This is a genomic window from Proteus sp. fly-1008 (genome assembly GCF_040140305.1).
GTDB classification, from domain to species: domain Bacteria; phylum Pseudomonadota; class Gammaproteobacteria; order Enterobacterales; family Enterobacteriaceae; genus Proteus; species Proteus vulgaris_B.
Genome location: NZ_JBEEWH010000002.1, coordinates 155,604 through 170,759, shown reverse-complemented (window position 1 = coordinate 170,759; position 15,156 = coordinate 155,604). Strand labels below are relative to the sequence as shown.

The following is a 15,156-nucleotide window of genomic DNA, read 5'->3' as shown; positions in this document are numbered from 1 at the left end:
TGGTATTTCAGTAATGTTAAGGTTAGTCATAAATCTGTCATAAAAGTGCATCATAATCATTTTGACCCTCTATATACATTACACAGGATAGAGTATGGCAAGGCGTATTCTTGTTGTTGAAGATGAAACCGCAATTCGAGAGATGATCTGTTTTGTTTTAGAACAAAATGGTTTTCAACCCATTGAAGCAGAAGATTATGATTCTGCATTGAGTTTTCTTATCGATCCTTACCCTGATCTGGTTTTATTAGATTGGATGATCCCCGGAGGTTCCGGTTTACAGGTAATAAAACAGATGAAGCGAGAAAGTAATACTCGTGACATTCCTATTATTATGTTAACGGCAAAAGGGGAAGAAGAAGATAAAGTCCAAGGCTTAGAAACGGGTGCTGATGATTATGTTATCAAGCCCTTTTCACCTAAAGAGCTTGTCGCCCGAGTGAAGGCAATTTTACGGCGTTTATCACCGATGTCAGCGGAAGATATCATTGAATTCAATGGATTATCACTTGATCCTGTTTCTCATCGAGTAACTAGTCAAGATAAACCGATTGATATGGGGCCTACTGAATTTAAACTCCTGCACTTTTTTATGACGCATCCTGAACGCGTGTATAGCAGAGAACAACTGCTAAACTATGTTTGGGGAACGAATGTTTATGTCGAAGACCGTACCGTGGATGTGCATATTCGTCGTTTACGTAAAGCCATTGAAGAAGATGGTCATGACCGAATGATACAAACAGTACGAGGAACGGGATATCGCTTCTCTGCCCGTTTCTAAGTCAATATGGGAGTAATCGTCAGGTGTTAGAACGACTATCATGGAAAGCCCTCGTTTGGGGGCTATGTCTATTTTGCTTACCTGCCTTTGTATTATCACTTTTTATTGGCCATCTTCCTTGGCTGCTGGTGGCATCACTTTTTAGTGCTTTGGTTTGGCATGCTTATAATTTGATGAAATTGTCTAAATGGTTATGGCTCGATCGCTCAGTCTTACCACCAGAAGGCAGAGGAGGATGGGAGCCTATTTTTTATGGCATTCGACAAACACAGCAACGTAATCGTAAACGACGTCGAGAATTAGGCGACTTAATTAAGCGCTTTAGAAGCGGAGCTGAAAGCTTACCTGATGCAGTTGTAATGATGACTAATGAAGGTAATATTTTTTGGTGTAACAGCTTAGCTCAACATCTATTAGGTTTTCGGTGGCCAGAAGACAACGGGCAAAATATTTTTAATTTATTACGTTACCCTGATTTCTTGCACTATTTTACCGCAGGCGATTTTAGTCACCCTTTAACGATTTCTCTTAATAATGGTTCTATTGTGGAGTTTCGTGTGATGCCATACAGCGAAGATCAACGTCTAATGGTGGCGCGAGATGTGACAGAAAAAAATAAACTAGAAAATGCACGACGTGATTTCTTTGCCAATGTGAGTCACGAATTAAGAACGCCTTTAACCGTTATTCAAGGCTATCTTGAAATAATGGAAGAAAATAGTGCAGAAAAACCCGCAGAACATAAAGCGATAATGACAATGCAAGAACAAGCTAAACGGATGGATACGTTAGTAAAGCAGCTCTTACAACTTTCCCGTATTGAATCAGCTCCTCATATCGATTTAAATAAAGTTGTTGATATACCCGCCATTTTAACCTTATTACAACAAGAGGCGAACTCACTAAGCCAAGGACAGCATCATATTACCTTTGATATTGATGAACAGTGGGCTGTACGTGGTAATGAAGAGCAGTTGCGCAGTGCTGTGTCTAACTTAGTCTATAACGCGATTAATCACACAGAAGAAGGCACAACAATAAAAGTCAGCTGGAAGAAAATTCCTCAAGGTATGTTATTTAGTGTCTCCGACAATGGGTCAGGGATCAGTGCTGAACACTTAACACGTTTAACAGAGCGTTTTTATCGTGTTGATAAAGCACGCTCTCGCCATTCTGGTGGGACAGGGTTAGGGTTGGCAATTGTGAAAAAATCACTGCTTCATCATCATTCACAATTGAATATTGAAAGTAAAGTTGGGAGTGGAAGTACGTTTTCTTTTATTCTGCCTCAAACCTTACTATCTGCTAAAAAAGTACACTAATCATCTTTTCTATTTAAAGCCTTTATCATCTAATATTTAATTAGTGATAAAGGTTTTTTGTCTTTTTATCACTCTTTTCGATGTCAATAAAAACTAATATCGTAGCGTTAAATTTTAATATTATTAATTAATAAGAACTTTAAATATTGCTAATGAACAATATTGCTGGTGATAAAATGCACAAATCATATCGTGTATATTCGGTGATATATGATAGTTATAACTAGCACTGAAAAATAGTTTAGATGATTATTCTGGTTTTTAGATTGGCTATTGCCTTTTTTCATTATAAAAGTTTTACTTGTGCCCAGTTATCGGCAATTTTTTCTATTTGATACGTAATTGCTCTGCATGAAATGATTATATGTGGATATTATCCTGAATAATAATGATATGAGCACAAATAGATATTGTTGATTTTATGTTACGTCATCTCGGCGTTATTTAACCATTATTGTAACTACATATTAACAAAACTTATGGCACATAGATTAACTTCCAGAGATATTCTGGCATTAGGGTTTATGACCTTTGCCCTTTTTGTCGGTGCTGGCAATATTATTTTTCCTCCTATGGTGGGTTTGCAATCCGGTGAATTTGTTTGGACAGCCGCAATCGGCTTTCTTATTACTGGTGTCGGTTTACCTGTATTAACCATCGTTGCATTAGCTAAAGTTGGTGGCGGCATTGAAGCATTAAGTACACCTATTGGTAAATCAATGGGGTTACTATTAGCAATTGTTGCTTATCTTGCTGTTGGTCCTCTTTTCGCAACACCGCGTACTGCAACCGTCTCTTTTAAAGTGGGTATTGCTCCTTTAGTGGGTGATACTGAAATGTCATTGCTGATTTATAGTATTGTCTATTTTTTAATTGTTATTGGTATTTCGCTTTATCCGGGAAAATTACTAGATAGCGTTGGTCATATTTTGGCACCGATTAAAATTTTGGCATTGGCGGCATTGGGTATTGCTGCGATATTTTGGCCTGCTGGTGGTGCTATTCCTGCTACTGAAGCTTATCGAGATATGGCGTTAACTCAGGGCTTTATTAACGGCTACCTCACCATGGATACATTGGGAGCTATGGTTTTTGGTATCGTGATTGTTAATGCGGCTCGCTCTCGAGGTATTGATAATTCATCCTTGTTGACGCGTTACACTATGTGGGCGGGAATTATTGCAGGTATATTATTAACTGCGATTTATTTGAGTTTATTTAAATTAGGCTCTAGCAGTGGCAGCATTATTCCGGGCGCCCAAGATGGTGCAGATATTTTACATGCCTATGTTCAATATACATTCGGTAACTTTGGTAGCTTCTTTTTAGCTCTATTGATCTTCTTAGCCTGCATGGTGACAGCTGTTGGTTTAACGTGTGCATGTGCAGAGTTCTTTAGTCGTTATTTGCCTATCTCTTATCGTACATTGGTACTGATTTTAGCGATATTTTCAGCTGTTGTTTCAAATTTAGGATTAAGCAAACTGATCGCGTTTTCTATTCCTGTGCTGATTATGATTTATCCACCTTGTATTGTGATTATTTTAATGAGTTTCACATTACGATTGTGGAATAACCCAAGCCGTATTATCGCACCAGCAATGGCGGTTAGTTTATTTTTTGGTATTTTTGATGCCATAAAAGCCTCTGATTATTTGAAGCATTTATTACCAGAATGGGCGACAAAACTGCCGTTAAGTGAGCAAGGTTTAGCATGGTTGATCCCAGTATTAGTGACAATTGTTGTATGTGGCATTTACGATAAAGTGGCGGGCTCACAGAATAAAAAAGTGATCCATACTGAAGCCATCCATAAGCAATAAAGTACGTTGATTTGAAAAATAAAAAGGGAAACGAAAGTTTCCCTTTTTTTATTGGAGTTAAAGCAAGTGTCGATTTTCTTTTAAGCGATCAGCAAGTGTTTTTTCTATATCTGCTCGTATTAATTTGGAGACATCATATTCTTTGGCAAGTGATGAGAATCGAGCAATAACATCAACGGTATGATGAATATACGCTTGTGCTTGTTGCCAACTTTCAAAACCGGCAATTTCAGCAAGTTGCTTTATTGTATTTAATGGTGGCTTTTTACCATATCCAGCAAATGAAGTGATATGTTCATTTCTTGGATTGGGATTATAAGTCACATCATAAAAAGGGGCTGGTTCCCAATGTCCATCATCATATTGTAGAAATGACCAATTTTTACTGTGATCATCTTGATTAGAAGCGAATAGATTAAAAATGGCTCGTTTAAATTGGAGTTTTCCAGCTGAAACTGATTTGCATAGTACACGATTTACTTTGATTAAATCTTCATAATCTAAAGAAGGTAACCTAAAATCAGCATCTAATAATCCGCATGCGCTGTGCATGATTAAACGTCCTGATTTACCAGAACTATTTGTGATACGATCAAAGCGTTTTAATGCTAGCCAAGATTTTCCATTACTGTTTTTAGGAACGTCAATAAGTCGCCATTGTGGAGGATTAAGCTCTAGTTCTTTTGCTAGAGTGAGATAGATGGCTTCACATAATCCTTCATCGTGACCAAGAGGTAAGTTTTTGGACGTAAATTTGATCAACCATGACTCATCACCTTCTTCTTCATATGTTTTACATTTATTAAAGTCGTCTTGATTAAAATAAAGTAAGGCTTTAGGTCTCGCCCCTCCAGAACTACCAACAATAGCAAGCTCAGATAAAACAGTTTCCGTTTGCCCGTCAAATACAGCTTGTGCTTCTAACCCTAAATTAATCAAGTCAACTTCAAAATGTTCATCTGATTGGTAGTCAGAGATAGGTAAATAAGATAATCCGCCCATACCTTTATTACCAACAAAGGCTAGCCTATCCATTGCTGTAATTTTATGTGGTTGTATGCCGTGTTGGCGAAAAATTCTGTCTTGTAATAATCGTCCCCACCCATCAGGTAAGCTATCAGAGAAAATCCCATGCAAATTATCATGAGGTTTTTTAGGTGCAATTTGTAAATCTGTATTATTTTTCAGATTAAAAGGAGAGCTATTGCCATATTGTGTTAAATAGTGTGCATCATATTGAAAAAATACATCATTATTGTTTTGTTGGCTTAAAACTCATCTTGCAATACCTCCTCAATCGTTCTTGGTATACGAGGCTTATTGACTTTTTTAGGGTCAACAACGGCATAAAGATTATTTAAATCATCAAGGCATTGCCAAAGTAACAATAATTGACGTAGTGAAATTTTGCCTTGTAGTTCAAATTTTTTAATCGTTGATGCTGGGACGGTACTGCGCTCAGCAAGTTGTTCGCGTGACCATTTTTCTTTTTCACGCTGTTTTCGTAAATGAGTAGCAAAGGCTCGACTTACATCGAGATCAGTCAGTAATGAGAGTTTCATTATTAGCTCTAAGTATTAAATGGATACTATAATGTCTAATTATAGCATAAATTAGCTATTTTAGACATTATAGTATCCATTTAATGAAAGTGGCTTTAGTGGGGATTTTCTATTAATTATGCGTTTCAGTGAAATTATCCATTGTTACTGGGCGTTGGTTTTCATCTAAATAATAATGGACTCCAGCAACAATATTATCTTCACCTTCATAGAAAATGTTAAAACGAGTACGTTGCCCATCATGATAAGCAATTACGGCACTACCGCCTTTTCCTAAGCAGAACTGATGGAGATCACCGGTTGAGATACAAATACTGTTGTCGCCAGATACCGTGACTTTACAGTTATCACCCGTATTAATTGCTACAGAGTTATTTCCAGTAACATTGATTTGCGCTAAATCACCTGTATTAGTGACTTTTGCGCGATCTTGAGAGGCTGTAATAAAGTTACGCATACCGCTATTGGCGATATGAACACCATTGCCTGAGGCATAAATTTTGACATCATTGCCACTATTACAAATGCGAGAGCGCCCACCTAAGCTACCAATACGACACTGATTGCCTGTATTACACACTTTTCCTGCAAAACCCGTATTCATCAATTGATTGCTATAGCCTGTATTGGCAATACTATTTTCATCACCGGAAAATGCCACAATGTTATTACTACCACATAAAGCGAGATCGGCGCTGAGTTGCTGACTTTTTAAGATTAACTGATGCCATTCGGTAGAGAATTGAATATTTTCAGCACTAGGCAAGGTGTTGTGGTATGGCAAGCGTTGTAATGTGACGCCTTGTTGTTGTTCATCACCGAGTAGGAACAAGATGTTTTCCATCACTTCTTGTTCCTGTTTGGCAAAGGAGGCTTCGTTAAAATGACGTAAATAAATATATTGAATAAAGCTTTCTATCCATTGTGTACGGCGCTGTTTTATTAACTCACAATGAATAGCACTGTAAGTGCCTCCATTAGGAAAATAACGTAGAAACCAACGATAAAGCGAAGTTGAAACATGCAGTTGTCGTAAGTCTTCTTTTGTTAATGTGATATTTTCCTTTAAAGGGACTGACATATAAGCTCCTCAATAAAATTCTTTATTAGTGTCTGTGATAACCATCAACCATACTGCGAAATGTTTGGAATGGTGTTTTTCCTGTTGTACACAGATAAAGGTGACCAATGATAAAAAAGACACTACATACCGCTAATATTTGGTGTGCAATTAATAACCAAGCTTTAAACGTTACAGCATCAGCAGGAATAAACGCTGGATTTTGAAGTAAAACACCGGTTATCAAAAGTAGTGGAACTAATGCATACATCACACCTAAATAAGCCATTTGTTGCAGTGGGTTAAATTTCACATTAGGAGTCGCTGGGAAAGGGTGATCTTCTCCTTTAATAATCCCATAGAGATAAAAACGAGTTTGCATAAAAGCACGTTGAAACCAGTTTTTACCATCAATGCGATAAAATTTACCATTACCGCCGACAAGATTAATTAACACAAAAGATAACCAGCACACTAAGAGGAGATAACCACAGATCTCATGCACACTAACTAATAAGGCTGTATCGTGAGCAGAAAGTAGAGCGAAATGGTTAATGCCACCACTAAGGAGCAATAAAATAAATAAAGAGGCATTACTCCAATGCCATAAACGTACTGCCTTAGAGTAAAGGTAGAGTTTCTCTTCTTTATGTGATTGACCATGTGGTGTAGCAAAGCGATAACGTAAAAAGCCATGAAGTGCGAGCACGAGTAGCATGCCAACAAATAATACACCTGCAACAATGAGCCAAAGCGGTAAATAATCTGGTGTATAAATTAAAACATACTCTTTTAGTGCGGCTTGAAACTGGGCACTGTCTGGCATGGTATTGACGATACTCATACTTTACCCTCCTCTTGAACATGAGGCCCTACACGGCGATAGAGATGGGGTTTTCCTACACCATCAAGTTGATAAATATAATAATCGTGTGTTTTAAGCCATTCTTGAACTTGGGGGCTGTCTTCTCTACCAAATAACAAGGCATTTTGTGGACAAGCACTCACACAAATTGGTGGGAAACCTTTTTGTAATCGAGACTCAAGACAAAAATCACATTTATCAGCAACATGCGTCACAGGGTTAAGATAACGTACTTGGTATGGACATGCTGATATACAGTAGCTACAGCCAATACACTTTTCTTTATCTACACGCACAATGCCATTGGTTTCATCACGCCAAGATGCGCCTGTAGGGCATACAGGAATACAAGGAGCATCTTCACATTGCTGGCAGGAGTGTCTAAAGAAATGGTACTTGTCGTTGTCTTCTTTTAGGCTTAATGGAATATGAGCAATATCCATTCTTGCCATTCCCGTTGGAACTTTATTTAATCGACGACATGCAGTGGCACAAATATTACAACCATTACAAAGCGTCTCATCATGGATCATGGCATAACGGATTGGTTTCTTTTCAGCGGTTGCTGCAAGTGCACTTCCTAGTGGCGCACTGAAAAAAATGACCGAACCCATGCCTGCTACAAATTTACGGCGAGAAACACGCATTATTTTTGCTCCTCAGTCTGATGATGTTGTAATACCCACATGACATTTCGTGGATAAGATAGAACGTTAAGGATTTTCATGTTGTTCTACCTCTATCCATTCAGTTAAGCCTCGTGCTTTTCCATAACTCATTAACGTATTGCTAAAGAGATAAGGTGCGTCGTTAGACGCTAAAACTTGCTGAATATCTTGAAAGTCAGGGTGGTCTTTCATCAGTGTCAGTGCATCTTCGATCTCTGAAGCTGTGTAATGAAAGGGTTCAGACATCAACATGCTTTGTTTCAATGGACGAGGATAGGTTTCGCACTCAAATCGAACAACCCCTGCAATTGCGGTGCAAACATCAGCGTGACGATTTAATAATTGCAGTTGTGCGAAGTTATCTGACATAAATTCATCAGAGTAAAAATAATCCTCACCATTGAGACTTAAATGGGCGATATCAATAAACTCGTCGCTTTTTAACGCGGTTTCTAACTGCACAATATCTTCTTGAGTAAGAGAATAGGGCGCATCATACAGCGTTGAAATAGCTAGCAGTTCACCTTCTTTTGAACATTGGCGTATTGCATTCGCTAGATGTTGTTCAGCAGATAATTCTGCGATTTCTTCAGCTTGTTCTTCCTTAAGCGCCGTTGTGGTGTTTGCACTGCGTCCAACACCTGTTTCTGATAGAGGCAGTAGCCAACGGCGACGAGAGATATCAGGTTGCTCTAACGCAAAATCTGCATCATCAGCAATATCGGGTGGTATAGAAGCTGATGCATTTTGTTCTATCATCATGATCTCCTTCTTTTACCGATTAACTTGGTAATAAACCACGAGACGCTAAATCGTCAGCAATATCTTGCAATCCAAGGCGCACCAACGTTTCTTTTGTTGGGCAACCTAACTGTGGATCCCAGCCCATTTCTTCATAGAACATGGTGAGAGAAAGCTGCATATCTTCTCTGTCCATTTTGTCTGTGCCTTCAGTAAAAACAGGAATATCAGGATCTTTATCGAATACCCATGAGCAAATTTGGTCATGTTCGTTACGCATATCCATGGTATTCATTAATTTAACGGTATAAGCACGGTGTAAAGTGAAGATACGCTCGGAGGCTAAATCCAGATCTTTAGAGGTTGTTGGTTCACCTGTAATAGCGGTAAAGAATTTAGCTTCCATTTCTAAGTCACCACGATAATTACGGCTTTTATGAGGTGAAACCGTCATTGGCCAAACCCAGTTACATAAAGTGACTGCGTCGTGTAAGCAACTACGTAAAATTGTCCATTTGGTGTAAGCAATTTTTGCTTTATTGATTGGTGTGTAGTTTTTGGTTTCATCAAAGGCATCACCAGAACCAAATAGCTCACCAGCAATCTCTTTTTGCAGTTTCAGAGGTAAACCACTGCCGATATAGTTGATATGGGTATGTGTCATCGCATCGCGGTTAAACATACAGTTAACGATAGAACCAACTTGGGCAGAGGCTTCATTGGCGTGGTGAATAGGGAAGCCCATAGGTGACCAGAGTTTATTTTTCTTGTTCGCCCAATACTCCTCACCTAAGTTCCAGCGTTGTGCAATTAGGTAAGAGCCATCAGCTAGGTGACTAAATTCACCTTTACGGTGCGCTAAGCGATAATAGAAATCTTTGATAAATTCGGGATTACCTTCTTCAAGTTTATCCCAAGGAATATCATTATATTCCTCTTCAGAAAGAACGCGTTTAAAGACACCGTGGGTGTAACAATAAGTGAAGTCCCGATGAAGTTGGCCGTAGTTACACCATAAACCCATATCATCAAAAATATTCAGACCCACTAAGTTACCAACAACGTTACCATCGCCTTTTTTCTCTACATCTTTAGGGCCATTAGGGAAAATAGTTGTGTGAACAAAGTTAGCAACACAAGTATTACCACCTGTTTGTGGCACACCAAATTTTTTCGCTTGTGGAACGTTAAGTTGTGCCATACAGCGGATAGGGCAAGAGTGACACCCTCCCATTTTCACAGTGTATTCTTCTGCTTCAGGGCCTAAGTCAAAGGTAGACTTCATGGTTCTGAAACCGACAGTATTGATATCACCAGGAGGAATTTCACCTGTTTCAATTGGGCCGCCTTCAGCTGCTCCCCAATAAAGGCCTTTACGCGCAGTCCAACGAGATCCTGGGTGAGAATATTCCGCCCAAGATTGTGGTGTGCTTGGTACAACGTGGTTGTTATTAGAGCCAATTAATTGTGTCATCATGTAGTCGTTAAGCTCTTTTAATGCTTTACGATCAGCAACGTTAACGCCACGGCTACCTTCCACCACAATGGCTTTTAATTTTTTAGAACCTAATACGGCACCAACACCAGCACCACCACTGTGGTTACGGCTATTAATGATGCCAGATAAAGGTACAAGGTTTTCACCTGCGGGGCCAATGGTTGCAACACAAGCTTCAGGGCTTGTTTGAGCACATAACTCTTCTGTGGTTTGGCGAACGCCTTTACCCCATAAGAAAGAGGCATCTTCAATAGATACTTGGTCATCATCAATATGGATCCAAACAGGCTTATCTGATTTACCTTCAATAATCAGAGAGTCATAGCCTGCAAATTTCATCCATGCTGCAAAAAAACCGCCCATATGAGCATCAACAACGAGATTGCCACGAGTAAAAGTGGAAAGAGAGGTGATATTGACACGAGAGCTACAAGGTGCACCTGATCCAGTTAAAGGGCCTACAGCGAAGACAACTTTGTTTTCTTCATCAAAAGGTTTAACTCCAGGACCCACTTCGTCATACATAATTTTATAACCAAAGCCCATACCACCAATTAAGGATTTAAATTTACTTGAGCTTTCACGAGTGATGGCACCGGTAGTTAAATTGATTCTTAGAATATTTCCAGTCCAGCCGTTAATCATAATATTGCTTCCTAATCTAAATGTGGTTCAGTGATGTGATTGTATGGATTTTATTAAACAGTAATTTCTTTCCATTCAATGATTTGCAACGCGCCTGTTGGGCACGCTGATGCACACTCACCACATAAATTACATTTGCCGGATTTTTTAGTTTGTGGATTGACAGTAGCCATCATCCACGGGCAAGCCGTTGTACAGGCTGCACAACCAATACAGCGACGTGTATCTACGACAATACAGCCAAACTCTTCTTGATAACGGATAGCTTTTACAGGACAAACCTTCATACATTCTGGATCTTTACATTGACGACAAGTATCCGTTGTAAAGTTTAAATCACCATAAAGTCCACCACCGGAGCCAATACCTTTATCACCAAAATAGAAATGGCGATGAATTTTTGTTCGAGAGAAGAAAGAACCAACACTTCCATCGTTCCATGTTGTACATGCTGTTTCACAACGGTGACAGCCAGTACAGCGTGCTCGATTAGTGACTAAAACGCCTTTAGGTGTTGTGGTTAATTGAATGATGCCGCTGTCTATTTCTTCTTGCTTACAACCTAAAAGAGAAAGCAATGCGGGTGCTATAGTGATCCCTGCAAGCCCTTTACCGGATATTCGCAGAAACTCTAGTCTTGATAGTCCAATATTTAATATTGGACGATGATGTGTATCAGACATTAATATTTATCTCCGCTTAACTAATTTAATAAGAAATAAGTTGTGATGATAAATTATTTATCCGCTTGCCTTATCGTTATATAAAAAATATAATAACGCTGTCGTTAAGGGATATATTATAAATTTCAACTATTTTTATGATAAAAATACATTGTGATGAAATGTTAAATATTTGTGTTTACAATGTGTTATCTCCACTTTTTACGTATTTTTATTATCCTCTCTGATAGTGTGGGTATTAATAAATTAATACTGTGACTGCTATCATAGAAATAAAAATAGCGCATGCTATTAATTTAATTTAATTAAATGATTATTATTTTTATCTGTAATTAAGAAGGAGAATAAATACCATTTATATATATTCTATTATTGAAATTGAATTAAAGGTGGATTGCTCTTATATTCTATCTAATATTATTACATTAATAATAAATTGATATTTGGCGTTAATTATTTATTTAACCAAAAATTGATATTGATTATTATTAATAGACTAATATATGAATAAATTGTAAAACCGTGACTAGATCATTTTTATAATAAAAGAAACCTTTTCTAATCAAGAAAAGGTTTCTTATATTAATATTATTCTGTGGTTTAGTGATTAGTAACCCACAGCTTTACCTGCTGGGCGACGAACATCATTTGATCCATAAAGATAACCTTCACGTACTGCCCCAGAAACAGCAGAATCATTACCTGATGATGCAGGGATAACACCTTCTTCTCCAGGAAGTCCAACCATAATGAGTTCAGCTGCTCCCCATGGGGTTTGTTCTACCATTTTATATCCCATGGCAGAGAGCTTTTCTAAAGTATCTTTTGATAATCCTCGTTGCTCATAATAAACCTCATCCGGTAACCATTGATGGTGGATACGAGGGCTATTAACCGCTTCTTGTGGTGGCATTCCAAACTCAATGATATTAAGTGCCGTTTGTAAGGTGATCGAGATAATACGTGAACCTCCCGGTGATCCTAAAATAAGGAAAGGTTTGCCTTCTTTAGTCACAATCGTTGGGCTCATTGATGATAGTGGGCGTTTTAATGGCGCAATGCTATTGCGTTCGCCTTGTACTAAACCATAGAGGTTTTTTTCACCAACTTTGGTTGTAAAATCATCCATCTCATTATTGAGGAAAAAGCCAGTGCCAGGGGCAATAACAACGGCACCAAAACGACCATTAATGGTGTAAGTGGTCGAAACTGCATTGCCGTCTTTATCCATCACCGAATAGTGTGTTGTTTCAGGACTTTCATGAGGAGCGATGCCGGGTTGTACATTTTCTGATGGCGTTGCTTTATTCGGTTTAATTTGTTGTCGAAGTTCGGTGGCATAAGCTTTACTTAATAACTTTTCTGTTGGATTTTTAATAAATTGAGGATCACCAAGAAACGTGTTTCTGTCCATATATGCATGGCGCATTGCTTCTGTCAGAGTATGAACATATTCAGCAGAGTTAAAGCCCATCGATTTAAGATCGTAACCTTCTAAAATATTCAACGTTTGACAAATAGTGACACCTCCTGAACTTGGAGGTGGTGCAGAAATAAACTCATAACCTCGATAAGTACAGGTGATAGGTTTGGTTTCTGTAATCGTGAAGTTAGCAAAATCTTCTTGAGTTAGCAGACCATTATGTTGTTTCGACGCTTCTTCAACTTTTTTAGGGATTTCACCTTGATAAAATGCATCAGCACCTTGGTTTGCAATCAATTCAAGTGTATTGGCTAAGTCAGTTTGAATTAGACGATCACCCGGCTGCCATGGCGTTCCATCTGGTTTTAAGAAAATTTTTGCCGATTCAGGATCTTGTTTAAAGCGCTCTGTTGTTGTTTCTAATACATCCGTATCAGCACGCGTTAAAATATAGCCTTCTCTTGCAAGCTTAATGGCAGGTGCCATAACATCTTGGCGAGATAGCGTACCGTATTTTTCTAACGCAGAATCAAGTCCTTTAACTGTACCTGGTATGCCTGACGCAAGATAACCGTATAAACTGGCGTCTTTAATTAAATTACCTTCTTTATCTAAATACATATTTTTAGAAGCCGCTGTAGGTGCTGTTTCCCTAAAATTGATAAAGGTATTTGTGCCATCAGCAAGGTGTATGGTCATAAAACCACCGCCACCAATGTTACCACAGCAGGCATTTACGACAGCTTGCGCATAACCAACAGCAACGGCTGCATCAATGGCATTCCCTCCTTTTTGTAAAATATCATTCCCTACTTGAGATGCTAAATGTTGAGAAGAGACAACCATACCATGTTGTGCTTCAACAGCAGGTTCATAGGCTGCATAAAGTGAATGTGAAAAAAGAGCAGTGAGTAACAGCAGGTGAGTTCTTTTTATAATAATCATTATTATCTCCATTAATAACAGTGAGTTATCTTGAATAAAGACAAATAAAATAGGAGTGGTATACGCTGTTATTAATATTAATTAACAATTGCGTAACAATAAGTATAGAGAGAGGTTATTGCTAAGGAGAATTTTTTTTGATGTGATGATCACAAAATTCTCTTTAAGCTGGAAAATAATAAGATTATGGATAATTAATAATAGTAATAAGGAGATAATCTAAGAATAGATAAATGTGGCGATACAATAAAAAAGCCTGTTTTCACAGGCTTTTAGAAAGATATTAGCTTACTGAAATATTACAGCTTGCCAGAGTTCGCTTTTAGGTATTTAGCAACGCCGTCTGGAGATGCGCCCATACCTTCTTGACCTTTTTCCCACTGAGCAGGGCAAACTTCGCCGTGTTCTTCGTGGAATTGCAGTGCGTCAACCATACGGATCATTTCATCGATATTACGACCTAATGGCAGATCGTTAACGACTTGATGGCGAACAACACCTTCTTTGTCGATCAGGAATGAACCACGTAATGCAACGCCCGCTTCTGGGTGTTCGATGCCGTAAGCTTTGATGATGTCGTGTTTGATATCAGCAACCATTGGATATTTAACTTCACCAATACCACCGTCATCAATAGGGGTTTTACGCCATGCGTTATGAACGAATTCTGAGTCCATAGAAACACCGATGATTTCGACACCGCGCTTTTTGAACTCTTCAAAACGGTGATCAAATGCAATCAGCTCTGAAGGGCAAACAAAAGTAAAATCCATTGGCCAGAAGAAAATAACGGCAGGTTTGCCTTTGATAAATGAATGCAGGTTGAAATCGTTAACAATTTCGCCATTACCTAAAACGGCTGCCGCTGTGAAATCAGGGGCTTTGCGAGTAACCAGAACCATAATGTACTCCTGTAAATTGAAAGAGTTTATATTCGTCATATTTCAAGTTGTAGCGTTGTTGACTGCGTTCATTCGCACTAGTCACATACTATTGTATGCTCCTAGCGACTCATTTACTTGTCGCCTAGCTACACCTCGAACTATTTAGAGTAAGAATCTCGTCATATTTCAAGTTGTAGCGTTGTTGACTGCGTTCATTCGCACTAGTCACATACTATTGTATGCTCCTAGCGAC

13 protein-coding genes and 1 pseudogene are annotated in these 15,156 nt (G+C 38.5%); 3 read left to right on the top strand and 11 right to left on the bottom strand.

The annotated features are described in order from the left end of the window. The first annotated feature begins 94 nt into the window (after positions 1-94). From phoB to brnQ, 3 genes are all read left to right on the top strand, one after another. A complete protein-coding gene (phoB, locus tag ABN256_RS05375) occupies positions 95-784 on the top strand; it encodes a phosphate regulon transcriptional regulator PhoB (protein ID WP_072069424.1) in 690 nt (229 codons plus the stop codon). A gap of 23 nt (positions 785-807) precedes the next feature. Beyond that, positions 808-2,106, top strand: coding sequence for a phosphate regulon sensor histidine kinase PhoR (phoR, locus tag ABN256_RS05370; protein WP_072069423.1), 1,299 nt, complete (start codon positions 808-810; stop codon positions 2,104-2,106). A 479-nt stretch (positions 2,107-2,585) separates the two neighbouring features. Then, entirely contained in the window at positions 2,586-3,929 is a 1,344-nt protein-coding gene (brnQ, locus tag ABN256_RS05365; protein ID WP_197269548.1) for a branched-chain amino acid transport system II carrier protein, read from the top strand. A 57-nt stretch (positions 3,930-3,986) separates the two neighbouring features. Here the strand turns inward: brnQ and ABN256_RS05360 are convergent, their stop codons facing one another. The 11 genes and pseudogenes from ABN256_RS05360 to ABN256_RS05310 all read right to left on the bottom strand — a co-directional run bounded on the left by ABN256_RS05360 (position 3,987) and on the right by ABN256_RS05310 (position 14,921). Next, positions 3,987-4,931, bottom strand: a complete 945-nt coding sequence (locus tag ABN256_RS05360; protein ID WP_231619371.1) for a type II toxin-antitoxin system HipA family toxin — start codon at positions 4,929-4,931, stop codon at positions 3,987-3,989. Positions 4,932-4,973: 42 nt separating this feature from the next. After that, a pseudogene (locus ABN256_RS05355) lies at positions 4,974-5,141 on the bottom strand (type II toxin-antitoxin system HipA family toxin); the annotation flags it as partial. A gap of 56 nt (positions 5,142-5,197) precedes the next feature. Beyond that, a complete protein-coding gene (locus ABN256_RS05350) occupies positions 5,198-5,491 on the bottom strand; it encodes a helix-turn-helix domain-containing protein (RefSeq protein ID WP_164525946.1) in 294 nt (97 codons plus the stop codon). A 112-nt stretch (positions 5,492-5,603) separates the two neighbouring features. Next, the gene (gene ydhT / locus ABN256_RS05345) at positions 5,604-6,572 is read right to left on the bottom strand and encodes a protein YdhT (protein ID WP_196553532.1); all 969 of its coding nucleotides are present in this window, start codon (positions 6,570-6,572) and stop codon (positions 5,604-5,606) included. A 25-nt stretch (positions 6,573-6,597) separates the two neighbouring features. Beyond that, entirely contained in the window at positions 6,598-7,395 is a 798-nt protein-coding gene (gene phsC / locus ABN256_RS05340; RefSeq protein WP_197269547.1) for a thiosulfate reductase cytochrome B subunit, read from the bottom strand. Continuing rightward, positions 7,392-8,063: a 4Fe-4S dicluster domain-containing protein gene (locus tag ABN256_RS05335; protein WP_072069418.1), complete on the bottom strand. Its 672-nt coding sequence runs from the start codon at positions 8,061-8,063 to the stop codon at positions 7,392-7,394. The genes phsC and ABN256_RS05335 overlap by 4 nt, the downstream gene beginning before the upstream one ends. A gap of 66 nt (positions 8,064-8,129) precedes the next feature. Further along, positions 8,130-8,843, bottom strand: coding sequence for a YdhW family putative oxidoreductase system protein (locus tag ABN256_RS05330; RefSeq protein WP_231619329.1), 714 nt, complete (start codon positions 8,841-8,843; stop codon positions 8,130-8,132). Positions 8,844-8,865: 22 nt separating this feature from the next. Then, positions 8,866-10,968, bottom strand: coding sequence for an aldehyde ferredoxin oxidoreductase (locus tag ABN256_RS05325; protein WP_072069416.1), 2,103 nt, complete (start codon positions 10,966-10,968; stop codon positions 8,866-8,868). A gap of 53 nt (positions 10,969-11,021) precedes the next feature. Beyond that, entirely contained in the window at positions 11,022-11,651 is a 630-nt protein-coding gene (locus ABN256_RS05320) for a ferredoxin-like protein (protein ID WP_072069415.1), read from the bottom strand. 607 nt (positions 11,652-12,258) lie between these two features. After that, the gene (gene ggt / locus ABN256_RS05315) at positions 12,259-14,019 is read right to left on the bottom strand and encodes a gamma-glutamyltransferase (protein WP_072069414.1); all 1,761 of its coding nucleotides are present in this window, start codon (positions 14,017-14,019) and stop codon (positions 12,259-12,261) included. 299 nt (positions 14,020-14,318) lie between these two features. Further along, positions 14,319-14,921, bottom strand: coding sequence for a peroxiredoxin C (locus ABN256_RS05310; protein ID WP_072069413.1), 603 nt, complete (start codon positions 14,919-14,921; stop codon positions 14,319-14,321). Positions 14,922-15,156: the final 235 nt, after the last annotated feature.